Consider the following 25,238-nt stretch of genomic DNA (forward strand, 5'->3'; position numbering starts at 1 on the left):
AGTTAGATGCGAGTGTCTAACACATTGAGGACGAGAGTAGAGCGTTGTGGGCCGGATTACAATCCCCTGGTCTTCGTGACCTATTCGTCGGTGTGAAGGGGCGCGTCGTCGATCAACGCATTCAAGAGCACCGTCATCAGATCGACCAGTACCGACACGGGAGGACGAGGCTCCGCAGTGCTCCACTGGTGCACCAGCGCGGTAAGCGCGCCGATGAAGGCGGTGGACGCCCACCGGTAACCACCTGGCGGTTCGTAATCTTCGCCCACGATCCCTTTGATGATCGACTCGAAAAATGTTGCCCAGACCGAACGTTGGTCCACACGATGCTTTTCCACCCGGGGACTGACACCTACGACGTCGATGAAGGCAACGTGTGCGCGTCGTGGGTCACTTCCGACCGACTCGACGAAGGCGGCCATGGCCGTCGCTGCCTTGTCACGGAGATTGACCGAAGGCTCTGCATCGAGTGCGTCGACCATTGCAATTCTGGCGTCGAGTTGAATCTGGTCATACAGCGCGAGGAGTAGATCCTCGCGACTACCGAACTCGTCGTAGAACTGCCTTCTGGCCAGACTCGCGGACGCGCAGATATCCGCCACCGAACTTCCGGCATACCCCTGGTCCGCAAACACGCTGAGAGCAGCATTCAAAAAGAGAGAACGGCGTTCGGCCTTGCGAGCCGCGACCGACCTTCCGCCGTAGTTTCTGTCTGTTTCAGCAATTGCCACGTCTGCCAGAGTATGCGGCATCGCGCCGCACACAAAACGCATCTGACCTGCTGCAAAGTTCCTTCACCACCACTACCGGCGCACCGGCACTGCAGCACGATCAGGCCAATACGAAGGCCACGGCAAAAAGTGTCCAGGCGGCAGCGAGAACCGTTGACGCCGCAGTAACTGCCCCGGTCACGGCAGGTCGAGTGCTGCGGTTGCGCGCGGCGATGATCCCGACCGTCATCAAAGTCAACGCCACCAGGAACGACAAAACCACGATTTTCACCAGCAACCCCTTCGACGACGGTCAACAGAACCGGAGACTATTTAGATAGTACACAAATAAATCGTGCATTAATTAAACTCAAAGTCCGTCAGGGAACTCTTGACAGAATTCAAGAGCGCCTGTCAGGCTGGCCCTGACGAAAGGAGAACTTCTCATGGAAGACCTGATCGAACGCGCCCTGACTGCGAAGATCGAGACCGCCGCGATCACCACGGTCAACGCCGCGATCACCGAGGCCGGCACTCAGGCAGACAAGATTGTCGGAACAGATCCTTTACCTGGCAGCCCTGAGTGGGAGGCAGAACAGGACACCGACATCCCGGCGCAGCGTCAGATGGCGTGGCAGTTGGCCTGTTTCCGGATTCAGCTCGCCGCGGGTATCGATTCGACGGCAAGCGTCATGAGCCTGCGTAGATTCGGCGCAACATGGTCAACCATCGGCCGCGCAGCGGGAATGACCCGTCAGTCCGCGCATGAACGGTGGGGTCGACGTGTATCGGACATGCTCGATCCCTACGGAGTCGGGATGCCGCCCATGGTGCCCAATGATGATCCGACTCAGCCCTGACTATCAATCGCACGACTAACAATCGCGTCACTACCGATCCGGCAGCAGCGCATCTGCTTTCGCGACCAGCACAGCGCGCTCACGCTCGTTCCCGGTCAGCCGAGCCGCTTCGAGGAGTTCGGTTCTAGCCTCCTCGGATCGGCCGAGCTGACTGAGCAACTCCCCCCGAACGCTGGGAAGCAGGTGGTAGTCGGCCAGTTCACCTGAAGCGACAAGCTTGTCGACGAATTCGAGCGCAGGGCCAGGACCGTATGCCATGGATACCGCCGCCGCATGATTGAGGTCGACCACGGGCGATGGCGCCAGTTGCGCCAGAGCCTCATAGAGGATGACTATTTTCTTCCAATCGGTGTCTTCGAAAGTTGCTGCTCGCGCATGACATTCGGCAATCGCCGCCTGCAGGCCGTACGGGCCTCGTCCACGCCCGACGGCGTCAGCTCGTTCCAGCGCGGCAAGCCCACGCGAGATCTGTAGGCGATCCCACCTCGTCCGATCCTGGTCAGCCAGCAGGATGGGCTCACCGGTCGAGGTTGTCCGAGCGCCGAATCTCGAGGCTGTCAGCTCCATCAAAGCGACAAGGCCGTGTACCTCGGACTCCCTGGGGACCAATTCGGCGAGTATTCGCGCGAGCCGCAGAGCCTCAGCACTGAGCTCCGCCCGCATCCACTCGTCCCCGGAACTGGCTGCATAGCCTTCGTTGAACACCAGGTACAGCACTCCGAGGACGGCGCTCAATCTGCGCGAAAACTCTTCTCGCCCTGGAACTTCGAAAACCGCTTTCGAGGCAGTCAGCGCCTTCTTCGCGCGGACTATCCGCTGCTGCACCGTCGCCGTCGGCGTGAGGAACGCTTTCGCAATCTCTTCCGTGGTCAAACCGCCCACCACCCGAAGCGTCAACGCCACCTGCGCTTTTCGATTCAACACGGGATGGCAGGCGATGAACATCAGGCGAAGGACATCGTCGTCGATGCGGTCCGGATCCCAGCTGACGTCGTCGAAATGTGAAGCGTCGTTCTCGAGTTCACGCGCAAAGTGGGCGTAGCGCTCGTCCAACCTCTCACGTCGTCGCCACCCGTCGATCGCTCGTCGTGTCGCCACAGATGTCAGCCAGGCAGCGGGGTTTCTCGGAACCCCCGTCGCGGGCCACTGCTCGACGGCTTCGAGCAGAGCCTGCGCGGCCAGATCCTCGGCGAGATCAAGATCTCCGACGGTGCGAGTCAACGTGGCGACAATCTTCGCGGATTCGATACGCCAGACCGCGTCGACAGCCTTTCTCGTTTCTTCTCGCACCGCCTCGTCGGTCATGGTCAGCCTGCGACCGGACGATCGGTACCGAGCTCTTCACGCCAGCCTGCCTCTTTCTGGATGTACTCGTTGTCCTGATCGAAGTCCGACATCTCGCTCACGCGGCGTACCTCGAGCTTGCTTCCCGGCCCGAGCGGGCAGCGCTTCGCCCATTCCAAGGCTTCGTCTTTGGTCGACGTCTGAATGATCCAGAATCCCGAGAACAACTCCTTCGTCTCCCCGTACGGGCCGTCGGAGACCAGCGGAGGGTCGGACTCGAAATCGACGATGAATCCCTCCTCCATCGCCAGTCCCTCACCGGCCAGCAAGACACCTGCCTTGATCAGGGACTCGTTGTACTGCCCCATCGCGGCGATGATCTCGTCGAAGTCCATGTCTTTGGATGCTTCGATGGCCTCATCGGTGGAACGCATGATCAGCATGTACTTCATGAGAATCTCCTTCGTTCGTGGACCGCTCTGTTCGGTCCCTCTGCTTACACGTCGAACGGCGCACTCACCGATCGACAAACTTCCGCAACAATTTTTCCGAGTACATAACCGCCGGTCGCGATACGCTGCCCACGGTATCGGCGGACGGGCCGTCGGGCCGGTCAGAAGTCGAGAAATCCCGGCACAACTTCGCGAACGAGCCCGGTCGCGTCAGAGCTCCCGTAGAAATACACCGACCCGTAACCGAATAGATACTCCTCTACGAAATCGGGGTGGGACTCGGCAACCACCGGCCACCCCTCTTCGTTGATCTGAAACAGGAAGCTGTGTCCATCCGCCTCAACGGCATCGGCGTAGGACGGTTCGTTCTGAATGAGCGCCGGTTGCGGAGCTATCAACACCAACGGCATCACCTCGTCGTCCGATGGAATCCTGATCAACGCCGCGCAGCCAAGGCCCGCATGGCTGCCCGCCGATTCCGCACTTCGTGACGACGAGGGGTGCAGGACTGCCCTAACCCCGATGTCCGGGTATTCGAGGTCGTCGTCGCCGATGGAGAAACCTCGACGGATGAAGACCGAAAGCTCTCGCGCGCCGAGCCACGGCGCCGTGTGTGCCTCGAGCGTCAGAAGGTACTCGTGCGAATGCAGAATCGCCTGACCAGCGAAAACCTGCGGAGGTCGTCCACCAATCCGTGCCCCACTATTCGAATCGCTCGAACCCACCCCGAGATGTACCCTGTCCACCGGCGTCATCCTAGGGAGATCCGACGGGTGTCGGAGGGAGACTCTCCGATTTCCTACAAGCCGCTGGTGACGTAGGCCACATTCAGGCTCGATGATGGGTGCATGACAACATTCCCGACTCTCGACCCCGAACTCGCCGCGGCACTCACCATGCTCCCGAAGGTGGACTTCGCTGACCTCCCCAACGCACGGGCCACCTACGACGCTCTGGTCGGCACCATGTTGGCCGACCTGTCATTCGACGGAGTCTCGCTTCGTGAACTGTCGGCACCCGGCCTGGACGGCGATCCGGAGGTCACGATTCGTTTCTTCACCCCGGACAACACTGCCGGCCCTGTCCCCGTTCTGCTCTGGATCCATGGCGGCGGATTCGCAATCGGCACCGCAGAATCCAGCGATCCATTTTGCGTCGAGGTGGCGCGGGAACTCGGATTCGCCGTTGCGAACGTGGAGTACCGCCTCGCCCCCGAAACCCCCTTCCCCGGCCCCGTCGACGACTGCTACGCCGCACTCCTCTACATCCACGCCCATGCCGAGGAGCTGGGGGTCGATACACGCCGCATCGCAGTGGGAGGGCAGAGCGCAGGCGGTGGACTGGCCGCAGGCACTGTCCTCAAAGCCCGTGACGAGGGCGTTGTGCCCGTGGCCTTCCAATTCCTCGAAATCCCTGAACTCGACGACCGCCTGGCGACGGTCTCGATGACGAACTTCGTCGACACCCCCTTGTGGCACCGCCCTAACGCCATCCTGTCGTGGAAGTACTATCTCGGCGGGTCGTATTCCGGTCCCGAAGATCCTGACGTGTCCATTTACGCTGCGCCGTCCCGGGCTACCGACCTCACCGGTCTGCCGCCGACCTACCTGTCCACCATGGAACTCGACCCGCTCCGCGACGAAGGAATCGAATACGCCCTTCGGCTGCTGCAAGCGGGAGTCAGCGTCGAATTGCATTCCTTCCCCGGAACCTTTCACGGGTCGGCACTGGTCGCGACCGCCGCGGTCAGCGAAAGAGGTGCCGCCGAAGCCCTCACTGCGCTCAGGAGAGGGTTGCGTTCGCTCTCGCCGGTCTCGTAGCGTTGCGAGATGCAAGGACTGATGTACCGGCTTGCCGAGCTCGATGCAGACTCGGCAGGCCTGGTACGTGTCATCGATTACTTCGACGCCCTCGTGCGGCACGGCTCCGACACCGCGTCTTTGCTTCGTGCGAGCGCGCAGTTGGCGGACTGCGTCGTGGGTATCGAGATCGTCGAGCGCGGCAGAAGCAAGAAGAATTTGCGCCGTTGCGATCCGCGCGGCCGCTGGTCACCCGATCCTCAGCTCCCACCGAGCATGACCAGAAACATTGCCGTAGACGACGAGGTTCTCGGAACGGTATGGATCGAACGACCCGGGGCCAGCTTGCCACTCGACGAAATGCTCGTCGACCGGATGGCCCTGACCGCAGCGATAATTCTGCAACCGCGACGCCTGCCTACCGAAGCCGAGCACACTCGAAATCTGTTGTTCCCGATGGATGAACTCGCGGTGCTCACCTCCTGCGCCGGTCTCGGTATCGAACCCCATACCCCAGTCCGTGTAATGGCAACCAAGGCAGTCTCAGGCACGGCCGAAGGTGCTGCACACCTTGTCATTTCGCCAGATTACAAACCTGGCAAAGCCACTGGGATAGACGCTGACGGCGAGTATCTGAATCTCGTGACGGGTTCGTTCGCGGCGACACCCGAGCTGTCCGAGGCCGCGCTGTCGTCATTCATTCGCGCCGGAATATCTTTGACTGCTCCCGCTTCCGAAGTGAGCACAATACTGAGCACTGCACGATTCGCTCGTACACAGGCGTCGGCAACAACACCGATCGTGAACGCCGACAATCTCGGCGCCCTCAACCTCCTGGCGCCGGGACCACACATCGATCACTCGCGAATACCGGATCTGGTTCGTGCCGAAGAGATCGGCGACACCAAACAGGGGTTAGAACTACTCGAAACCTTGAGGTCATACCTGCAGTCCGGAACCTTGAGGGCCGCAGCAGATTCCATGCATCTTCACCACAGCAGCGTCGCGCACCGATTGGCGAAACTGTCCCAGCACGTCGATTCCATCGAGAACCGAGCACGCGCAACGGCCATGATGCTGGTCCTCGATGGCGGATAGGACCCACCGCGCATCACAGGTACTACGCAGTGGTTGACGATCTTTCGCGTTCAGCGAGCGCAACAAACGGCGCAAGCGCCGGATTCGGATTATCCGGCCGGTAGGTCACTGCCACGTCGAGAGTTGGTTGCTCACCGGCGATCTCACATAGATGGACACCCGGGATGCGGAGCATCCGCGCTCTGCCCTGGGGGATCGGCGCAATACCCACCCCGTCCGAGACGGCATGCAGCACCTGCTCGTCGTCGGCCTCGAATCGAACGATGCTGGGCGCCCCGTTTGGCCAAAGTTGTTCGAGCGTACGCAAATACATCCCCGGGGCGTTGGCCTCCGGCCAGAACACAACGGGGACGTCCACCAGATCTCCGAGTTCGAGCGTCGCTCGATCTCCGAACGGATGATCCACGGGAACAGCGACCAGGATAGGTTCGGTATCGAGGACGATCAGGGGAAGTTCTCGATCGTCTTCATCGAGCGGCGGGCGAACAACCGCGATGTCGACGGCTCCGGTTCGGACGAGGTCGACAGTCTGCGCCGAAGTGCCACGATGAACGACAACTTCGACGCCCGGGTAGAGCCTTCGATAGGTGCTGACCAGATCCGCGACTGCGCCGCCCGCCCACGAACGGGTGTACGCGATGCGCAGTTCTCCGTCCACACCGCGCGCGGCCAACCGAATTCGTTCGACAGCCCGGTCCGCACACCCGATCAAAAAGCGCGCCTCTCGTACCGCCACCTTGCCGGCTTCCGTGAAGGTGAACTGCGGACCCCGACGATCCACCAGCGGAACTCCGAGTTCGCGCTCGAGAACCTTGATCTGTTGACTGAGGGCCGATTGCGCGACGTGGACGTTCGCAGCGGCTCGAGTGAAGCTCCCATGATCCGACAGAGCGATCAGATAACGGGCACGCTGCAGGTTCATACGGCGATTATAAGAAAAACAGATGGTGGTGTCACTACTTGGTCTTGGACACGGCATCACCTGAGGTCGGAGGATCGAGTTCACGTTGATCCACCGTCTGTCTCCCGAAAATTGTCACCCGAACGATCACAAGGTTGCACATGAATCCCCGAGCACTCACTGAACCTGCAACAGACGCGAGGCTTATCGACGCCCTCGCAGAGATCGTCGGCCACACGCATGTGCTTACCGATCCCGAACTGATCGAGGGCTACACACGTGACTGGACGGGACGTTGGATCGGCGACGCGATCGCGGTCATCCGCCCCGGCAACACCTCCGAAGTGTCTGCGGTTCTTCGAGCATGCTTCGACGCGGGGGTTCCCGTCACACCGCAAGGCGGCAACACCGGACTGGTCGGTGGTGGAATCGCCTCGACTGGGTCCGTGGTGCTGAGTACCAGACGTCTGGAGACGATCGAAGCCGTCGACCCCATCGGTCGGACAATCGCAGCCGGCGCCGGCGTGACCGTTGCTCGCGCCGACCTGGCCGCATCTGCACACGGTCTCCGCTTCGGAATCGATTTGGCATCAAAGGAATCCGCAACACTCGGCGGCATCGTCGCAACCAACGCCGGTGGGACGCGCATGGTCCGATACGGAAATACACGCGCACAGATACTCGGTATCGAAGCCGTGCTCGCGGACGGTTCGGTACTGAGTAGATGGACTCCACTCGTCAAAGACAATGTCGGATACGATATTCCAGGACTTCTTGCCGGCAGCGAGGGAACGCTCGCAGTCATCACCAAGGTCCTGATGAAGCTGGTCACCCCGGCGACCGACACCCAGGTCGTGCTCGCGGGTGTGCGCGACGTCGATCAAGCGCTTCATTTGTGTAATCGCGTGCGTCAGAGCGGATTGACCGTCGAAGCCGCCGAAATCATGACTGACGACGGCATCTCCCTCGTCTGCGCACACACCGATGCCCGTCGCCCGTTCGGCACCCCTTCACCGATGTACACACTCATCGAGGTGTCATCACCGCGCGAAACGGAAGAGTCGCTCCTCGAAGTACTCTCCGACTCTGCCGACCTCATCGAGGACGCGACGGTCGAGCCTGGGCCGGCTCGAAAACTGTGGACTCTGCGGGAAAGCCATACCGAAAGCATCAGCGCGTCGTCGACGACGCCGGTAGTCAAGCTCGACATCTCCGTCCCCTTGTCCGTGATGGGAATGTTCATCGACAACCTCCGAGAAAGCCTGGCACAACGATTCCCCCTCGTGCGGCCAATCCTGTTCGGGCACTTCGCCGACGGAAACATTCATGTGAACCTTCTGGATGCCGAGCCGAGGGTCGCACACGAACTGACCGATATGGTGTTCCGACTCGTCGCCGCCCACCATGGAAGCATCAGCGCCGAGCACGGGATAGGCCGCGCGAAGTCGCCGTGGATATCGCTGGGGCGCACTGAAACCGACATTGCCGCAATGCAGCTGATCAAATCCTCCTGGGATCCCCGTGGAATCCTCAACCCTGGAATACTGTTGCCGGAAAAAGTCGGGTAAGCAAAAGGGGTCTCGTGCAGGATCTTTACGTCGTCACTCATCCTCATGCCGAACACACAGCGCAGGACGTAGTCGGCGGTTGGCACAATTCGGTTCTCACCCCCGCTGGTCGGCGCGATGCAGGTTTGATCGCCGAAGCGCTGAAACGACGACGCACAGGAACTTCGCGCCCGGTCCGCATCACCTCGTCCGACCTCAATCGTTGCACCGAGACATCCACGATCATCGCCCGGACACTCGATGCTCCGGCGACAACGGATTCACGATTGCGCGAAATCAGCTTCGGCGAAGCCGAAGGACGCCCGAACTCGTGGCTGGCCCAGCGGCAGGTCCCGGCCCCTGACAACAACCGCCTCGATCACCGTGGCCCCGTTGCCGGTGCCGAGACCCGCCGCGACATCGCATCAAGGGTTCACGAATGCGTTCACGAACTGATGGACGATCTCGATCACGATCACATCGTCGTAACCCACGGCTTTGCACACACATTCGTCGTCTCCGCCTGGCTACAGATTCCCGTCGAAGCCGCAGGATTTGCGACCTTCGCGACCACCCCGGGTGCAATCACACATCTCCGACACGACGACTACTGGCGCAACCGAACCCTCGTGCAACTAGCTGATACGACGCACCTGGACTGTGGCACGATGGCCTGATGCGCCATGTCTCCGACGACGAACGCCGTGCTCGCATAGGAGTACGTCATGCGCTGGAGCCAATGTTTCACGTCGATTCGCCGGAAGCTGCCACGCGGGCGATGACGGTACTGCACGCCACCGAGTCAGCGACGGTCTATCTGTCTTGCTGGGCGAGGGTTCGGTCCGTGGACGCCGCCGACGTCGACCGCGCCCTGTACGACCAACGCAGTCTCGTGAAGCAATTGGCAATGCGCCGCACACTCTTCACCTTTCCCTGCGACTTGCTGCCGGCCGCGTGGTCGAGTGCGTCCGCCCGCGTCGCGAACACCGAGCGGGCACGAATGGCCAAGGATGTCGTCAAGGCCGGACTCGCCGTCGACGGCAACGACGGGCTCGATCGCGCACGGACGGAAGTGCTGAAGTTGCTCACCGATAGGCCTGAAGGGCTTTCAGCGGTAGAGATTCGTCAGGCCGTGCCGATGATAGACGTCAAGGTCGAGGGTTCGGCAGGTGAAATCTGGTCGGCACCCAGGGTTCTCACGCATCTCGGGGCGACCGCAGACATCATGCGCGGCACCAACACCGCACGCTTCCCCGTCTCACGCCCACTGTGGACTCTCACTCGACACTGGCTCGACGACGCCCCCGTCGATCTCGAATCTGCAGACGGCTATCGAGAAATAGTCCGCCGTTGGCTCTACACCTTCGGACCGGGCACGGTAGACGACATCGTCTGGTGGCTGGGCTCGACGAAGACGGTCGTCCGGGCCGCCCTCGCCGAACTCGACGCCGTTGCAGTCTCACTCGACGGAGGCGACACCGGCTGGTTGCTACCCGATGACGTCGCCACGGTGCCTGATCCAGGTCCTTGGGTGGCACTCCTACCGGTGCTCGACCCGACGATCATGGGGTGGAAGAACCGTGACTTCTACCTCGGCCCGCACCGCAACCAACTCTTCGACACCCGCGGTAATGCCGGCACCACCGCTTGGGTCGACGGTCGCGTCGTTGGGTGCTGGATCCAAGACGAAACCGGTGTGGTGCACGTTCGATTGCTCGAGACCGTGTCAGCGTCTGCGCGACGTTCTCTCGATGCCGAGGCGGCGCGCCTCACCGAGTGGCTGGGCGGCGTCAGAATCGGCACGGGGTACGTCTCACAGGCGATGAGGCACGACGTTCCCGAACCTCCCGCCGGCACTAGTGCCCGGTGATAGCGTCAGATACCGATTGCCAGATCGTCGATGTCTGCGAGCGTGCCGCCGTTTTCGAGGATGCTCGTGTAGTTCCGAAGTCGGTTCTGATCTATCTCGGTAGTGCTGACCCCTCGCTTCCAGTACCCGAAGACAACTACATCGTCCTTCGCCAGGCCGACTGTCTTGCGGAAATGCGCTCGAATGGCTCGCATCTCGTCCCGTTCCCCGGCACCCCACACCGCGTAGTCTCCTGGGTTTTCGAGTTCGACGGCGTACCCGGCGAGGCCATCTTCGACATGGTGCAGCTCGAGGCCGGGGATCACGGGTAGTTCCGCGAAAGCCTCGGCGTCACCGGTGGCGACCCAGCCGACGCCGGTCAGTCCCTCGGGCCACTGAAGCAGAATCGAATAGGGGGCAGGTATCGCGGTGTCGTCGGCGAACAGTGCGACGCGGCGCCCGGCGATCTCGGGAACGAGGAAGTGCGGGCGAGGACCGGTGAGTGAGAACGTGTCACCCACACGCAGGTCGGCGGCCCACCTCATCATCGGGCTGGTGTGGCCGTGCAGCACTACGTCGAAGGTCATCGAACTGCTCGGCGCGTTGCAGGTGCGCACCGTGTAGACGCGAGAGACGTCGCCGTACTGCGGACCGAGCTGGATGCGAAATGCGACGTTGGGCCGCAACCAATTCGGGTCGTCCGCCGACGAAGTCAACTGGACGGCGATGCGCAAGATGCTCTCGGTCGGCCGTTCGACGCGTTCGACGACGGCAACCACGTCGTTGAGACCGCGGTCGTGGTCTTCTCCGCGTGGCGCCTTTGCCGACGCAGACGTTTCAGTTTCTTCAGGTCGAGATGCGGTAGTCATTGATATCTCCTGATCGGTGGTTCAGTTGTGGACGGGTAGCTGACTGACAGGTCTTCGATCACGCGGAACAACAAGTGGCCGTCCGGTTTCCGGGTCTTCGAGAACCAGCGCCTCGAGGTCGAAGACTTCGCGCAGTAACTCAGGGGTGAAGACGTCCGAGGCACTGCCTTGCATGACAATTTTTCCGGACCGCATGGCAACTACGTGCGTGGCATATCTGGCCGCGAGGTTCAGGTCGTGCAGGACCGCGACCAATGTTCGACCGGACTGGTGGAGTTGGGAACAGAGGTCGAGAACCTCGATCTGGTGGGCGATGTCGAGAAAGGTGGTCGGTTCGTCGAGCAACAACACCGGGGTGCGCTGCGCAAGCGTCATGGCGATCCATACCCGCTGACGTTGTCCCCCACTCAGCTCGTCCACCAATTGGTCTGCTGCATATCGCATTCCGACTTCATTCAGGGCCTCGGAGACAACATGCTCGTCTTCGGGTGACCACTGGCGCAGCATGCTCTGATACGGATATCGGCCGCGGGATACGAGGTCTGCGACACTGATCGCTCCAGGCGAGAGCGGGGACTGTGGCAACAGGGCGATTCGCCGGGCGACTTCTTTGGTTCGATAGGACCGAATATCGTTACCGTCGAGCACAACACGACCCGATCGAGGTGTCAGCATTCTGCCGAGCGCACGCAACAATGTCGACTTGCCGCACCCGTTCGGTCCGACGACGACGGTGAACCCTCCATCGGGGATCTCGAGACTCAACTCGTCCACGATGGTTCGATCGGCGTACCGTAGTTCGATCTTCTCGGCGCGCAGCCGCGATGTTGGGGTGGCAGTAGTCATGAATCTCTTTCGTAGCGAGTTTTTTTCAGGCCTGACGAGCGAGCAGCCAGATCAGATAGGCACCACCGAGCAGACTGGTGACAAGACCGACAGGAGTGCGGAGACCGACCTCGACCGCTTGCGCGATCAAGTCGGCGCCCGCCAGCAGAACTGCGCCTAGCAGGAAGGAAGTCGCGACAAGAACACCGCTGCGCCGTGCCAACCGTCGTGCGATCTGGGGAGCGGCGAGCGCCACAAATGCGATGGGGCCGGTGGCCGCGGTCGCCGCGCCGGTGAGCGCGACCGCAAGCAGAATGCCGGCAAATCGGTATCGCTCCACGGAGATCCCGAGCGAGGACGCTGCGTCGTCGCCCATCTCCATCATGGTGACGCGCCGGGACACCACGACGAGAGCAGGAACGAGAACACCGACGGCGATGGCAACACTGACCGCGTGTGGCCAACCGCGCCCGGTCAGCGAGCCGGCCGTCCACTGCTGCACAACGGTGGCGTCGTCGATATCCGCACGCACCACCAGGAACGACATCACGGCGCTCAGCATCGCGCCCACGCCGATACCGACCAGGACAAGTCGAAGACCGCCGCTGACGCCGTCTTTGCGTGCCAGCGCGTACACCAGAAGCGCCGTCAGCATGCCGCCGAGAACAGCGGCGCCCGCGGTCTGCAGTACCCCGCCTCCGAAGAAGACGATCTGAACCACGGCTGCAGTCGCAGCGCCGGTGGTGAAACCGATGATGTCCGGCGATCCGAGAACATTGCGCGAAAGCGTCTGGAAAACCGCGCCGGCCACACCGAGGCTTCCGCCCACGCCGATCGCCGTGATCAGCCGCGGCAGCCTGCGATTCTGGACGGACCGAACCGCCGCTGGGGCGCCTTCGCCGTGCAGGGCACGCCATACTTCGCCCAAGGACAGATCCAGGGTTCCATACATCAGCGTGGCAAACGAGAGCGCCGCCAATGCCGCACTGATTGTCACGGTTACGAACAGCACTCGCGGAACTATCCGCCACGAGTACGGCCCGATTCGAACCACCCAACCGCGGAACAGCGGTGGAACCGGCTGTGCTGCAATCGCGTTCACAGCGACGCCACCCGCCGCGAGCGCACGAGCGCAACAAACAAGGGGCCACCGAGCACCGCCACGGCGATCCCCGTCTGCAGATCTCCCGGCGCTGTGGCAACGCGACCGAGAACGTCGGCCAAGAGCAGAAATGCCGGGGCGACAACGAGCACGCACGGCAGAAGAAATCGCAGATCCGGCCCGACGACACCGCGCACGATGTGCGGCGCAGCCAGGCCCACGAATCCGAGCGGTCCAGCCGCCGCAGTGGCGGCCCCTGCCAGCAGGATGACTGCGACAGCGGATCCGACCCGTGCGGGTCCGGTGCTGGCACCGAGCCCTTTGGCGACATCCTCGCCGAGCGCGATTGCGTTGAGTGGACGAATCAGCAACAACGACAACACGATACCGACGATGACGAAGGGCAGAACAGTGACCATCACGTCTCCGCCGCGGCCTTGCAACGAACCCACTGCCCAAAATCGGAACTGATTGAATGCGGCCTCGTTACTGATGAGAACCATGCTGGTGAGAGCCGTGATCGCCGTCGCAACAGCGGCACCGGCAAGCGCCATGCGCGCTGGGGTCGCGGCGCTGCGATGCGCCGACCCCAACATGTACACACCTACCGAGGCAACGGCCGCGCCGGCAAGCGCGAACCACAGATAGCCGCCGACCGAAGTCACCCCCAGATAGGCAATCGCAATCACGACTGCTGCTGATGCTCCGGCGTTCACACCGAGTAGTCCCGGATCGGCCAGAGGGTTGCGGGTGATCGACTGCATCAGCGCGCCGGCCAGTCCGAGCGCGGCCCCGACCACAAGCCCGAGAATTGTTCGAGGCAAACGTGATTCGATCACAATCAGGTGCTCGTTGTTACCGGCGTCGTAGGAAAGAACTGCATCGAGGACAGTGGAGACGGGGATGTTGCGTGAGCCGATGACGAGTCCGCCGACGGATGCCAGCACGATTACAACGATGGAGACGAGGACCAACAACCCCGCACGCGCGGCCGTCCCGGACCGCGGTGGCGCTTCGGTCCGGGACTGCGCAGAAACGCCCACGCGGTCATCCACCGAACGTGGACACCAGCGACTCGACCGTCTGCTTTGCACTGAAGTAATCGAGACGGAAAGCTGCCGTTCCCATCGCGTATACCCGATCACCCTTGACCGCAGGTTGATTCGCAAGGAGCGGGTCGGCCGCGAGTTGCTTCTCCACGTCCTTGGGCCCCATCGAGACGGCAAACAGCGTCTGCGCCCCGTCTAGTGCGGCAGACATGTTTTCGGAGCTGACGATCGCGACGCCGGAGGCACCCCGCTTGTCCGGAGCGACAAACTGCTCAGCGGGCTCGGCATAGGTGAAGCCGAGCGAGGCCAGCAGATTGCCCTGCGGGCTGTCGGCTCGGAACGTCCAGACACCGTCGGCACCCATGTAGACCAGTGCCGTCACCGGCTGCTCGGGAAGTTTGATCTTCGCGGCTTGGGTGGTGACCCAGCTGTCGTATTCGTCGACGGTTTTGGCGGCCTCGCTCTCGAGTCCGGTGACAGTCCCGAGCTGATCAGCGAGCTCCTCCCAGGAGCTGGCGCCGTAGTCGAGAAGAACAGTGGGTGCGATGTCGCTCAGCTGTGAGTAGGCATCGAGTGTCGAGTCGCCGCCGTTAGCGGAGCCGATGATCAGATCGGGCTCGAAGGTCTCGATCGCGTCGAGGTCCAGCTCGAGATTTCGGTAGAGCACCGCGACGCCACGATCAGCCGCCACGCCCGACCACTGGGAGAAAAACCCCTGGTCATCGGTCATTCCCGACGGCGTTGTCGCCGCACTCGCGACCACCGGCGCTCCGATCGCAAGCAGCGTGCCGGTCAACGACGGCGAGGTGGACACGATCCGAGTCGGCTTTGCAGTGATCTCGGTACTGCGGCCGCCGTGATCGACGGTGCGCGGCCAGCCCTCGGTGGCCCCGGAGGTTTCCTGGGTGCCCTCGGTTCCGGTGTCACTACCTGACGAATTCGAGCAGCCGGCAAGAGCGAGGGCGACGACCGCGGCGAGTACTGCCGCCGTCGGGCGTAGAGATCTGCGCATGAGTATGTGGCTTTCTGAAGATACGAGAGTGCGCCGCTGCGAACACAGTCGGCAGAGGTAAAGTTAGCCATACTTAAGTCGCAAGGGTTGTCCAGGAGCGCCAACGTGTTACCACTATCGGGAAGGTCGGACGCAATCGACTTGGGGCCGATCCGCGCCTGCCGCACCGAGCCAAGCATCGGCCGCTCACCGCTGTTGTTCTGGGTTCTCGCAGGTAGTGGACGCGTCAGGACCGGATCGACCGTCTACGAGGTGCCGGCGGGCGAGTTGTTGTGGATCCCGGCGAGCGTGCGATATTCGATGGAGACGGACTCGGATTCCGTCGCGTTTCCCATCCTGCTTCCGCCCTCGAACGGCGTCAGCGCCGGGCCGGCTACCGTGACGCGTCTGCGCGTTCCGCCCGGATGGGAAGACAGACTGATCCACGAGTTCGTTCACAACCTGGGCTATCTGCGCGGCGACGCTGCACACCCGTCGTCCTTGTTCGAAATGATTACCCGGGCCGACGACGGGGCCACCTCGCTGCCGCAATTGCCGCAATCACGGGAAGCGTTCGAGATCGCGCACGCCCTGTTGCGAACACCTGGCACCGACGACACCGAGGCACAATTCGCGAAGCGTGCCGGGATCAGCATTCGAACGCTCCAGCGATACTTCGTGGAAGAAACCGGCCTCACCTTCACGCGCTGGCGGCTTCGAGCTCGGATCGCCGCGTCGTTGGAGTACCTGAAACAGGACCGCGAGATCGGTTGGATTGCAAACGAAGTCGGCTTCGAAACGGGCAGCGGATTCACGCGTGCGTTCCGGTCCCAGATGGGAGAGAGCCCGAGCGACTATCGCCGCCGGGCCCTCTCCGGTCCAACCGATCGCAGCGTGGACACCGACAACGATCAAGCATTGGTCCGCATGCTCGCAGAGACCAGGCAGCCCGGGGAAACAGCGCCGCCGATACCGGCCAATGCGACGTGGCCGCGCGTCAACGGCGCCCACGTCGCCGTGTGGGTCTACCGAGGCCAAGCCCGGGTGGACGTCGCGGACCGCAGCTGGGAACTGCGCACCGGAGAGGCCATGATTCTTCCTGCAGGCGTCCTCAATACCGTCACGGTTCCGACTGGTTCACTGCTTCTGCCGCTCGGCTTCCGTTCCTCGAACGGGTCGACCGTATCTGCCGACGCCCTCGAGACCGTGCAGTTCTCCCCCGCTGACGAGTTGGCATTGCTGCACACTTTCGTCGCCGCCTACACGCCCTTGCGCCCGCGCGGCCACGACAGCGCCATGGCATTCGACATCATCGCCACCGGCCCTCTTGCACAACCGGTTTCGAACACCTCGCCCGCCGATTCGATTGCCACACGACTGGCAGCGACGATCGCCGCCCGGCCGGCCGACCCTCGCACTCTGGACGAGTGGGCGCAAGAGTTCGGTACCGACGCGGCCAGGCTGCGCCGGGAGTTCCGTATCGAAACCGGCACCACGTATCCGCAGTGGCGATCGCTTTCACGGATGACCCAGGCACGCACCCAACTCCAACTCGGGGTTGCACCCGGCACGGTGTCGAGGAACCTGGGTTACGCGCACCTGCCCGCATTCAGCCGAGCGTTTCGCACTGCGCACGGGATCTCACCGCAGCGCTTCCAAGCCCAGTCCGTCGAACGCGCCCTCTGGTTACGTTCTGTGCCGCGCGCCGCGGAGCCGAGCGCTCGGGTTCTTCACACCCACTGAACGAGTTGCCACACGATTCCGTTGGGGTCGACGAACTGGCAGTAACGCTCACCCCACGGTTCCGTCTCCGGCTCGGTGACGACGGAGGCACCTTCAGCAGCGATGCGGGCGAACTCGGCGTCGACATCGTCGACCACGAATGCAATGAGCAAGCCTTGACCGGCCGGACCTGCGACGAAGTCGGGCTTGAACGTCCCGAGCCCGGTGCGCAGGAAGACCACGTTGACCCCGGCATCCGGATGATTCAGGGAAACGAAGCCGTCATCGGCCATGGCCTCGGTGAAACCGAAATGGGTTGTCGCGAAGTCTGCCGATGCGTCGGTGTCGGCGACGTTCAAGGACAGAGCAGTGCTGGTGATTTTCATCGTGGGCCTCCCATGATCGATAAACCTTATGCAGTGCATACAGTATGCACCGTATAAGGTATACCACCGTTGAGGTATTCCCGATTTCTGGAGACGACTGATGGCCCGCGAACTGATCGACCTGCTCTGGCGCGATCACCCCCTCGCACCGAAGGGTGGCACCCGCGGCCCGCGGGCGAAGGTCACCACCTCACAGGCGGTCGGCGTCGCGATCTCCGTCGCGAATACCGACGGCCTCGACGCCGTGACGGTCCGCCGATTGGCCGCCGAACTCGGAATCTCGGGCATGGCGGTGTACACCCACGTCGGATCCCGCGACGATCTGCTGGTGCTCATGGTCGACGCCGTACACGGACACAGCCCACTCCTGCCGTACGGGAACATGACCTGGCGCCAACGTGTGCGTCGGGTCGCCGAGGAAGAACTTGTCCTCTATACGGAGCATTGGTGGCTCCTGGACATCTCCGATCAGCGCTCCGCGTTGGGTCCGGGAACTATCGCGAAGTACGACCACGAACTTCACGCCTTCGACGGCACGGGACTGAGCGACATCGACCGGGACTCCGCCCTGACATTTGTCGCCGACTTCGCCCGATCCTCGGCGCAAGCGCGGCGCCCTGACCCCCGAGCAGCCGACATGGCCGAGGTGTGGTCGTCCTGGAACCAGCGTCTGGCTGCTTATCTCGGCGACGACTTCCCGCTGGCGCAGCGAGTCGGAGGGGCGGCCGGCGAGGCCAAGAACTCCCCGTACAGCCCCGAGGCGGCCTGGGAGTTCGGGCTGGACCGGGTACTGGACGCCCTGGACGGCCTCATTCACATCGAATGACATTCCTGCAATTCGTGGGAGACAATGTGTCCGTGCAGCGTTTCGGTTGGTCTCGACGGTCCGACGGCGACCCTTCGGTGTTCGAACCGCGAGAGCTGTTGCACGCCTACGAGAATCGATCGACCCGAGAGGTACGAGATTCCGGCGAGCTTCTCATCGAGATTCCGCTGAGCGACGCGAGCATCGTCGAGATCACCGTTCTTGATGCCTCTGCGGGCTGGATCGACTCCCGCGTGCGAGGACTCTGCAGTTCACTGGACAAGATCGACCGCCGGGCTCAACGCGTACTTCGAGGGGGATTCAGCATCGGCTGGATCGAACTCGAATCGGAGCGCCACGGCGTCATCGACTACTGGGAAAACGGGGTCAACAACGAATACCCCATCTCCATCGTGTGGAACGGAAACTGCTGGGAAGAAGCGGCAAGCACCTAGCCTCGAAATCAGCGGCATATATCCACGAAGACGGGGTAGACGAGTAGATACCAGCGGCACATCGACTCAACTCCAGGCGTGGTGGACAATGTTTCTCAGCGACCAGTCAATTCGTCACCACACCCGTCGTTTCGGAGCAGCTCTGTCGCCTTCACACAAGTGGCCTCCGCCCACCGAAACACAGCGCATCGCACGCTGGAGTGAGCGGTCGGAGATGCTCGGCGCGCTGTCGGTACTCCTGTTCTGGGCTTTCGGCTTCGGCATCCTGCTGGGCGTCGGCGCGATCACAACAGGAATCTTCGCGCTCCGACGTCACCCGAAGAAGTCTGGCGGGCATCTGCTCTCGAATGCCCGCCAGCTGCCATGGGATGCAATAGTCGGCCTCTTCACCGGATTCATCGGTCTGGCACTGAGCGGCTGGTTCTTCGTGGTGGTCCTACCCAACATGTAGCTCGACCTAGAATCCACCGAAGAGATTGCCGCAACGATGGTCGAACACGTTTCGCGGCAACCATTTTCGCACGTGGTGCGGCAGTCCCTTCTTGGTAGGCCCCGAAAGAGCGTGCCGACGACGATTTCACCGGACAAAAGCAGTGGCCGAGCGTCTACACGCCACGATTGCCGTGCCCACCAGCTGCTCGTCTCGAGGTGGACTCGCCTACAACAAACCCTCGCCCTCGGATATTGCGATCTGCAATTTCGCGATCGAATCATGAAGTCCTTCAGATAGTTCTGCATGCACACCGGCATCGTCGATTTCGTTCCGAACTTCGGAAATAGCTTCACTCCACGAATCGAGCGCGATTGCGCTCACCGCGGCAGTCAACTTACCCCGCTGCTCGTCCCGCGACTTCTGCTCCTGTGAAGCCACTGCCCGATTCATGCGAACTTCGTCAACCCAAGCGGCGATTTGAACAACTATCGGTAACAGGAAGGCGGCAATGTCGGCGCCGTCGCTCAACGACCACGCATTCTGCTCAGAGCATCGACTGGCCGAGCCCCGATTTGCACCTTTTCCGGAAGATGCTCCCTTCGGGCCACGCTCGAAGTCGCGCAATCGCTTGATCAACAACGCTCCGACCATACTGACGTGGGGGGCAAATGCGGTGAGTTGGACCGCAGCAGCGGGTTCATTGCTATCGGCGATCTTCGCCACAAGCCCTTCAAGCTTTCCCCAAGACGGCTGATTTCGCTGGCGCTCCGCCGATTTCCCTACATCCTGACGCAATCGATCCAATTCACGTTGGTGCTTACCGAACCAATCGACAAGAGTGGGCCGCAGGATCGCAACCACTTCCGATTGGTCCAGTACTCCACTTTCTACGACCCTTCGGGTAGCTTCCCCCAACGCACCGCGTAGGTCGTCTCTGGCCGCGGAGTCGACACTTTCGAGTGCGACAAGCGATTGACGACGACGACCTGCTGTGGCGTCGGCCTGAGCAGCAAGCGGGGCACAAGCATCCAGCTGAGTTCTCAACTCAGCGACAATTCTGGCGACTGTTTGGCGCCAGTACCGTCGCTCAGTCGACGCTCTCAGCGCAACAAAGTCAGATGCCGCGACTCTCTTGATCGCCGCGGAGAGGGCATCCATACCGTCCCACTGACGTGAGTCGTCCCAAACCTCGGCATCGACATCCCTCGCCGATCCTGCCATCTGAGCAAAATCTTGGGCGACAACGAAAATGGGGTACTCGGCCGACAACTCCAATGATTCGGATAGTTCCACTGCCTTTCGAGCCGCCAGTTGCCTGTACCCCTCGAGATCATCATCCGGATCGATCCCCGCTTCGTCGAACCTGGAGATGGAGAACCAAAGGCTATCGGACGTCCATCCGCTCCCGACGATCTCACGAAGCACCTGATGTTCACCGGTTGCCAATTGCGTTGTGACGGTGATGATTGCTATATCGGTTAAACCTATTGCCTCGGTTGCACGTTGCGTGTTCATCACGCCCCGAGCATCTTTCGCCCCAATTGCCAGACCCGGCGTGTCCCGCAGAACGACGCCTGTCAGCTCGACACCATTGACGTCGAATGTCTCGTGCCGGGCACTGATCGTCAGCCAATCCGGCACCCTCACTTCACTATCCACCAACAGACGTCGGATAAGCGAGCTCTTGCCAGTGTCGTACGATCCGAAGATCGTAAACACAGGCGCATCGATCGAGTCGAATTGCTGCCATTGTTCGGCATAGTTCTCTGCGAGGGAACCACCGGGCAGGCTGGCCAGCCATTCGTTGACCTTCAGCACATCGATGTCGTTCATTCACCGCTCCGTTCGCATTCGCGCAGATTTTCAACCTGAGACAGTAACCGTTCGACCTTCGAGAGCGTATCCATCAGCGCGCGTTCTTCATCGGCTGCGACTAGTCGCTGACTCTCGAGCAACTTCGCGTATTCGGACAACGAGGCTGCGGAGACACGAAGGACCGGTATCGGCCCGTTCTCATCCATGCCGTTCAGTAATTGATGTACGAGATCCGCTGCGGCCTCCTCGATGACCCCCGCCGCCTCACGCCTTTGCTCCTCACGAGCATTCGTTGAGAGTTCACCCTTGACCATCGCGTGTGCATCGGCAGCCACTCCGGCTGCGGCCAGGATCGGGGCAACCTTTGCGACCCTGCCGGCGGCTTTCACAGCTCCCCAAGGCTTGAACTTCACCCCGATGCCCTTGCCGATGGCGTAGACCGTGTCGCGATTCGCAATCGCTCTCACGAATGCAGAGCCTCCCTTGGCCGCACCCGCAGCTATGTTCCCCGCATCCACACCAATAAATTCTGATTCGGGATCCTCGGCACGGTGCCTCACCGTCGTAAAGGCCAGCGCATCCATTTCACGCCCGATTGTCGACGCGTGTGTACGGAACCAAGTCTCGATTTCTTGATGAGCTTTGATCATGAACTGATCGATATCCGAGTCGAGGTCGCTATTCGCCCACAACCCGTTCAACGCGGCGGGAATGTCCTCGACACCCCCACGATCCTGTCCAACCGCGTAAGCCGTGTACCTATTCGCATAGGGCTCGACGACTCGCTGCGCATCTTGCCGAAGCGACTTCTCCAGTAACTCGGAATCCTGCTGGCAGTTTCGAATTGACTGTTCCAGCGAGGTTCGGGCCGTCTCCTCACCCCGCAACTCCGCAACCTTCTGCTCAATTCGATTGTGCCCCTGCAGCAGCATATTCACTGCTGTATCGAGCTGTGCTCCGCTCACACCGGCACTCCCCGATTTTCTCGAGTACGAGTCGAGCATCCGCACGAGGGGTTCGACACCGTCCCAATCGCGGTGCTGCGCGTAATCTTCACGGCTGACGTCCGTACGTGCGCCGATCTCTCCGAACGGGTCACCGGAGAGAACGTGAACCTGGTTCGCGTTCACCTCGATCCCACATGAACCCAACGCCGCAATGAGTTCCGCCTTCTTGCGATCCTTCAACAGAAGGAAGTCCTCCGGTGCGGCGGTGGGATCGACGCCCAACTCATCAGATCGATTGATCAGGTAGATCGTTCGAGTACCTTTGGCAACAGTCTCGTGTGTCCCTTCGACAATCCCTTGGAGAAGAGTCATGTCGCCGATGAGCAAGTTGACGTGCAAAACGACGAGTACAAGCGCAGCCTCGCCGGCAGATTTCAACGCCAAGGCGTCGTGTTCGCGATTGCCACTCTGAAACCCTGGCGTATCGAGCAACTGGATATGTCCGAGGTCGTAACGCTCAACCGCACTTGTCGCCGCACCACCCCGTACACGGAGGTTCGCAGGAACCTCACCGCTCATCTCCACCAACAAACGTTTGATCAGACTGGACTTCCCCGAACTGTAGTCACCCAGCACGACGATGGCTGGCTTGATTGCTACCTGGCGGTGCGAAGCACCTGGAATCTGCGCATCAAGGACGGTCGCGTCCTCGATCTCTCGGATCAGTTCGGCGACAGACGAATCACCGGGTAGGTCCCATGCTTTCAAAAGTGCCTGCTTCAGGTTCGACAGATCCACGTTGTCCCGTTCTACGAAGACCGGAAGTCGTTCCGTCTCAACCGCATTCTTGTCCAGGGGTCCGGACTCGAACCAATCTTCACCCAACCAGATTTTACGTCCGGATACGGAGCCCCTCGCATCTGCTCCGGAAGCCCCACCCTCGCCCGGCGGCAGCGCCGAATGGTCGGCCAGGACGCGTGCTTGCGCACGTTCCAAAACCGATTTTGCATCTGTCGCCAGCGGAAGCGACTCCGATGCCTGACGGAGGCGAGCTGCCAGATGAGCTGCGTCCTTCCGATCCTTTCGCAACGCAAGTGCTTCGCCCATCAGTTCTGACAGAACGGGCTCTGCCGCTTGCCAAGACAGATCTCGTCCATGCTCGCGCAGTTCCTGCTCGATCCGATCGTAAGTCCGATGAACTGCAGATCTGGATTGCCGCCCGAAATCGAATCTTGCCAGAGCGCCCTGCTTTTCAGTGCTTGCGGCGACCCGTTCGCCGATGTAGCGACCGGCTTGGGATGCGCCACCCAACCCGACTGCAACGGCCGCGCCCGCCCAACCAACAGGATTCCAGACGTTCGCGACGGCTGGAACGAAGATGGCACCCGCCGCACCACCGGCGGCCATCCCGGCGATCTTCATGGACCTGGCCAGGTTCGACTTCATACGACCTGCATGCCCATCCAAGGTCGCCGAATCGGTCGACGATTCGGTGATGTCGGGCGCCTCGTCGACGCTCGCCAGCTTCAGTTCCCTCATCAGGAATGCTGCCTTCGAGTTCCAAACCGTCACAACTGCCGCTTGGATGTCGTTCATCGCGAAAACTGTATTACTGAACAATTCGTCGTCGATTGAGTTGCCACTCTCGAAAACAGTGGCTGCCAGTTCGTCTGATTTCACGATAGAAGCTTCACGAAGTCCCGACAGGTGCGATTTGATCAGGTGGCTCATATGTCGATCGAGCGTGCCTTCGGGAGTTGCTGTGAACGTCTGTCCACGCGTGTCTTCCAAAGCGGACAGGAGATCCAGACCATCATCACGGCCGAGATACTTTGCTCGCTCATCGCCGTCTATATACCCCAAGACGTCCAGGAGTTGGTCGATCTGGCGCTCCGCGGCAGCAACTCTTGGTTCTATGCCCGCAATCGTTCGCTCGAGCCTGTCGGCCGTCAGGTCAAGCACACCACGGCAGCCCTCGCGCAGCGAGGTTTGCCGTAGCTCGGCACCACCCTCGACTATCGACGCAGCGAGTAGTTCTTCCAGCACCCCGAAGTTCGACCAGTGGGTGAGGTATTCCACGCCAAATTGCTCACGATCCGACAGAAAATTCCGTCCCGCGGGGCCTTTGAACGGAGTACTCGCGCGACCGAACAATGCCCGGCGGCTTTGAACTGCAACGATCGGGGCGAATGGAAGATCAATCTTGGCCAACTCTGTTGCGATCGAATCGACATGTTCGCGAACTGCGCGAGACAGCGATTGGCGCGCAGATTGGCTCGCTACCTTGGCGGGGTGTCGCCAGCGGAGGTTGCGAACGTTCAATACCGCCACGGCTGGCTTTCCGTACGCACGCACCCACTGAGAGACTTTCGTGAACTCCGAATCTTGCTGGCTCTGGCTGTCGAAGCACAAGAGAACCACGTCTGCAATCTCGACGGCTCGCCTTGCGGTTTCCTCGAGATCAACCCTCGACTGAGTGCGCCCCCATCCATTTATCCCGGGCGTATCCCATAACCGGCAGCTATTCCATGCGATCTCTGTGACGTCGGTGGTCCAATCGCTTTCACCAGGTGAGACATAGCCACCATCGAGCCCACCGAACGCTGAGAGCAACGTGCTCTTTCCAGCTCCGGTTCTGCCGAAAAATGCAATGTTGAACGTCGATAACATGCGGCGCTGGTCAGCCAAGTGAGTGCGAAGGCTGCGCTCGAACCCGTCTGCGATTTCGGCAAGCTCAGGGCTGAGACCTGCTCCCGATGTGGCCGCGGAATGTGCTCCGGCAGGCAGTGCAAACTGTTTGACCAGAGAGCTGATCAAGGCGTCGAGTTCTTCCAATTCTCGATTGCCACTACCGACGGCTCGTTCCACTGCGTGTTGCAGCGCCACTCCAGCATCGACCATTCCTGACCCTTTCGCAGGCTGTTCTCTCTATCGGAAAGGCATCCGGAACTCCGCATTGCAGTTCGCTTGGATTCGGTTCGAATAGCTGACGCAATGCGGGAACCGAAGTTCTGCACTGACGGACAATCACTATGACTAACCAACCGCCAACAAACGACGCATTCCTAATTCCGACTGCCACCCAAATCTTTCCGTCTCCCGACGTGAGCATCGGTATTTGGATTGCATCTTAGATGACCCCACCGACAGGATTCCGTCCTTCTCGGTTTGCACTCTCTGAAGTTCAAATGCGACGCGCGATCCGCCCCGACGAACCCCAGGTTTTCTACTGCGAAAACTGTCCCCACTGCAACAAACTCGCGAACAACCTCGCGAGTCAACTAGCGAGACATGTCGACGAGCGTGCTGTGTCGACGGCGCACGAAGGTAGCAACAAGC

24 protein-coding genes are annotated in these 25,238 nt (G+C 61.3%); 10 read left to right on the forward strand and 14 right to left on the reverse strand.

Going from position 1 to position 25,238, the window contains the following annotated elements:
* Nucleotides 1-80 precede the first annotated feature (80 nt).
* The gene (locus tag RHP72_RS27740; RefSeq protein WP_081377511.1) at nucleotides 81-773 is read right to left on the reverse strand and encodes a TetR/AcrR family transcriptional regulator; all 693 of its coding nucleotides are present in this window, start codon (nucleotides 771-773) and stop codon (nucleotides 81-83) included.
* Nucleotides 774-831: 58 nt separating this feature from the next.
* The gene (locus RHP72_RS27745) at nucleotides 832-1,002 is read right to left on the reverse strand and encodes a hypothetical protein (protein ID WP_007735738.1); all 171 of its coding nucleotides are present in this window, start codon (nucleotides 1,000-1,002) and stop codon (nucleotides 832-834) included.
* Nucleotides 1,003-1,156: 154 nt separating this feature from the next.
* Here RHP72_RS27745 and RHP72_RS27750 point away from each other — a divergent pair, with 154 nt between their 5' ends.
* Nucleotides 1,157-1,570 (forward strand): hypothetical protein, encoded by a 414-nt coding sequence (locus RHP72_RS27750; protein ID WP_003942828.1) that lies wholly within the window; start codon nucleotides 1,157-1,159, stop codon nucleotides 1,568-1,570.
* Nucleotides 1,571-1,600: 30 nt separating this feature from the next.
* On the opposite strand, the gene RHP72_RS27755 is transcribed toward RHP72_RS27750, so the two are convergent.
* The 3 genes from RHP72_RS27755 to RHP72_RS27765 form a co-directional block, all read right to left on the reverse strand.
* Nucleotides 1,601-2,875, reverse strand: coding sequence for an RNA polymerase sigma factor (locus RHP72_RS27755; RefSeq protein ID WP_054826728.1), 1,275 nt, complete (start codon nucleotides 2,873-2,875; stop codon nucleotides 1,601-1,603).
* 2 nt (nucleotides 2,876-2,877) lie between these two features.
* Nucleotides 2,878-3,306: a YciI family protein gene (locus RHP72_RS27760; RefSeq protein ID WP_007735729.1), complete on the reverse strand. Its 429-nt coding sequence runs from the start codon at nucleotides 3,304-3,306 to the stop codon at nucleotides 2,878-2,880.
* A 161-nt stretch (nucleotides 3,307-3,467) separates the two neighbouring features.
* A complete protein-coding gene (locus tag RHP72_RS27765; RefSeq protein WP_311094087.1) occupies nucleotides 3,468-4,061 on the reverse strand; it encodes a hypothetical protein in 594 nt (197 codons plus the stop codon).
* A 93-nt stretch (nucleotides 4,062-4,154) separates the two neighbouring features.
* On the opposite strand from RHP72_RS27765, the gene RHP72_RS27770 reads away from it, so the two are divergent.
* A complete protein-coding gene (locus tag RHP72_RS27770) occupies nucleotides 4,155-5,126 on the forward strand; it encodes an alpha/beta hydrolase (protein WP_054826727.1) in 972 nt (323 codons plus the stop codon).
* 9 nt (nucleotides 5,127-5,135) lie between these two features.
* Entirely contained in the window at nucleotides 5,136-6,203 is a 1,068-nt protein-coding gene (locus RHP72_RS27775; protein ID WP_311094088.1) for a helix-turn-helix domain-containing protein, read from the forward strand.
* Between the two features lie 22 nt (nucleotides 6,204-6,225).
* On the opposite strand, the gene RHP72_RS27780 is transcribed toward RHP72_RS27775, so the two are convergent.
* Nucleotides 6,226-7,125, reverse strand: a complete 900-nt coding sequence (locus tag RHP72_RS27780) for a LysR family transcriptional regulator (RefSeq protein WP_003943243.1) — start codon at nucleotides 7,123-7,125, stop codon at nucleotides 6,226-6,228.
* A 140-nt stretch (nucleotides 7,126-7,265) separates the two neighbouring features.
* Here RHP72_RS27780 and RHP72_RS27785 point away from each other — a divergent pair, with 140 nt between their 5' ends.
* The 3 genes from RHP72_RS27785 to RHP72_RS27795 all read left to right on the forward strand — a co-directional run bounded on the left by RHP72_RS27785 (nucleotide 7,266) and on the right by RHP72_RS27795 (nucleotide 10,521).
* Complete coding sequence (locus RHP72_RS27785) at nucleotides 7,266-8,672, forward strand: FAD-binding oxidoreductase (protein WP_054826726.1); 1,407 nt, start codon at nucleotides 7,266-7,268, stop codon at nucleotides 8,670-8,672.
* Nucleotides 8,673-8,686: 14 nt separating this feature from the next.
* On the forward strand, nucleotides 8,687-9,328 hold the full coding sequence (locus RHP72_RS27790) for a histidine phosphatase family protein (protein ID WP_007735718.1): 642 nt from the start codon (nucleotides 8,687-8,689) through the stop codon (nucleotides 9,326-9,328).
* Nucleotides 9,329-9,390: 62 nt separating this feature from the next.
* Complete coding sequence (locus RHP72_RS27795) at nucleotides 9,391-10,521, forward strand: winged helix DNA-binding domain-containing protein (protein WP_311094089.1); 1,131 nt, start codon at nucleotides 9,391-9,393, stop codon at nucleotides 10,519-10,521.
* Nucleotides 10,522-10,526: 5 nt separating this feature from the next.
* Here the strand turns inward: RHP72_RS27795 and RHP72_RS27800 are convergent, their stop codons facing one another.
* From RHP72_RS27800 to fepB, 5 genes are read right to left on the reverse strand one after another with little or no spacing between them, the layout of a single operon-like run.
* Nucleotides 10,527-11,369 (reverse strand): siderophore-interacting protein, encoded by an 843-nt coding sequence (locus RHP72_RS27800; protein ID WP_311094090.1) that lies wholly within the window; start codon nucleotides 11,367-11,369, stop codon nucleotides 10,527-10,529.
* A 21-nt stretch (nucleotides 11,370-11,390) separates the two neighbouring features.
* Nucleotides 11,391-12,215, reverse strand: a complete 825-nt coding sequence (locus tag RHP72_RS27805; RefSeq protein WP_003943123.1) for an ABC transporter ATP-binding protein — start codon at nucleotides 12,213-12,215, stop codon at nucleotides 11,391-11,393.
* A gap of 25 nt (nucleotides 12,216-12,240) precedes the next feature.
* On the reverse strand, nucleotides 12,241-13,296 hold the full coding sequence (locus RHP72_RS27810; protein WP_134929593.1) for an iron chelate uptake ABC transporter family permease subunit: 1,056 nt from the start codon (nucleotides 13,294-13,296) through the stop codon (nucleotides 12,241-12,243).
* A complete protein-coding gene (locus RHP72_RS27815; protein WP_311094091.1) occupies nucleotides 13,293-14,351 on the reverse strand; it encodes an iron chelate uptake ABC transporter family permease subunit in 1,059 nt (352 codons plus the stop codon). Before RHP72_RS27815 ends, RHP72_RS27810 begins: the two co-directional genes overlap by 4 nt.
* Nucleotides 14,344-15,357: a Fe2+-enterobactin ABC transporter substrate-binding protein gene (gene fepB, locus RHP72_RS27820; protein ID WP_007735706.1), complete on the reverse strand. Its 1,014-nt coding sequence runs from the start codon at nucleotides 15,355-15,357 to the stop codon at nucleotides 14,344-14,346. The genes RHP72_RS27815 and fepB overlap by 8 nt, the downstream gene beginning before the upstream one ends.
* 105 nt (nucleotides 15,358-15,462) lie before the next feature.
* Between fepB and RHP72_RS27825 the strand changes: the two genes are divergently transcribed.
* A complete protein-coding gene (locus RHP72_RS27825) occupies nucleotides 15,463-17,079 on the forward strand; it encodes an AraC family transcriptional regulator (protein ID WP_064443545.1) in 1,617 nt (538 codons plus the stop codon).
* Here the strand turns inward: RHP72_RS27825 and RHP72_RS27830 are convergent.
* The gene (locus RHP72_RS27830; RefSeq protein ID WP_054826725.1) at nucleotides 17,067-17,444 is read right to left on the reverse strand and encodes a glyoxalase/bleomycin resistance/extradiol dioxygenase family protein; all 378 of its coding nucleotides are present in this window, start codon (nucleotides 17,442-17,444) and stop codon (nucleotides 17,067-17,069) included. The two genes, RHP72_RS27825 and RHP72_RS27830, sit on opposite strands and share 13 nt — an antisense overlap.
* A 100-nt stretch (nucleotides 17,445-17,544) precedes the next feature.
* Here RHP72_RS27830 and RHP72_RS27835 point away from each other — a divergent pair, with 100 nt between their 5' ends.
* The 3 genes from RHP72_RS27835 (at nucleotide 17,545) to RHP72_RS27845 (ending at nucleotide 19,155) form a co-directional block, all read left to right on the forward strand.
* A complete protein-coding gene (locus RHP72_RS27835; protein WP_054826724.1) occupies nucleotides 17,545-18,270 on the forward strand; it encodes a TetR/AcrR family transcriptional regulator in 726 nt (241 codons plus the stop codon).
* The gene (locus tag RHP72_RS27840) at nucleotides 18,267-18,704 is read left to right on the forward strand and encodes a hypothetical protein (RefSeq protein WP_165638476.1); all 438 of its coding nucleotides are present in this window, start codon (nucleotides 18,267-18,269) and stop codon (nucleotides 18,702-18,704) included. The genes RHP72_RS27835 and RHP72_RS27840 overlap by 4 nt, the downstream gene beginning before the upstream one ends.
* Nucleotides 18,705-18,792: 88 nt before the next feature.
* The gene (locus RHP72_RS27845) at nucleotides 18,793-19,155 is read left to right on the forward strand and encodes a hypothetical protein (RefSeq protein ID WP_225320185.1); all 363 of its coding nucleotides are present in this window, start codon (nucleotides 18,793-18,795) and stop codon (nucleotides 19,153-19,155) included.
* Between the two features lie 207 nt (nucleotides 19,156-19,362).
* On the opposite strand, the gene RHP72_RS27850 is transcribed toward RHP72_RS27845, so the two are convergent.
* Nucleotides 19,363-20,970 (reverse strand): GTPase, encoded by a 1,608-nt coding sequence (locus RHP72_RS27850; RefSeq protein WP_287484905.1) that lies wholly within the window; start codon nucleotides 20,968-20,970, stop codon nucleotides 19,363-19,365.
* Nucleotides 20,967-24,800 (reverse strand): GTPase, encoded by a 3,834-nt coding sequence (locus RHP72_RS27855; protein WP_311094092.1) that lies wholly within the window; start codon nucleotides 24,798-24,800, stop codon nucleotides 20,967-20,969. Before RHP72_RS27855 ends, RHP72_RS27850 begins: the two co-directional genes overlap by 4 nt.
* Between the last annotated feature and the right edge of the window lie 438 nt (nucleotides 24,801-25,238).

This window comes from Rhodococcus sp. SG20037, from assembly GCF_031763325.1.
GTDB lineage: Bacteria > Actinomycetota > Actinomycetes > Mycobacteriales > Mycobacteriaceae > Rhodococcus_F > Rhodococcus_F qingshengii.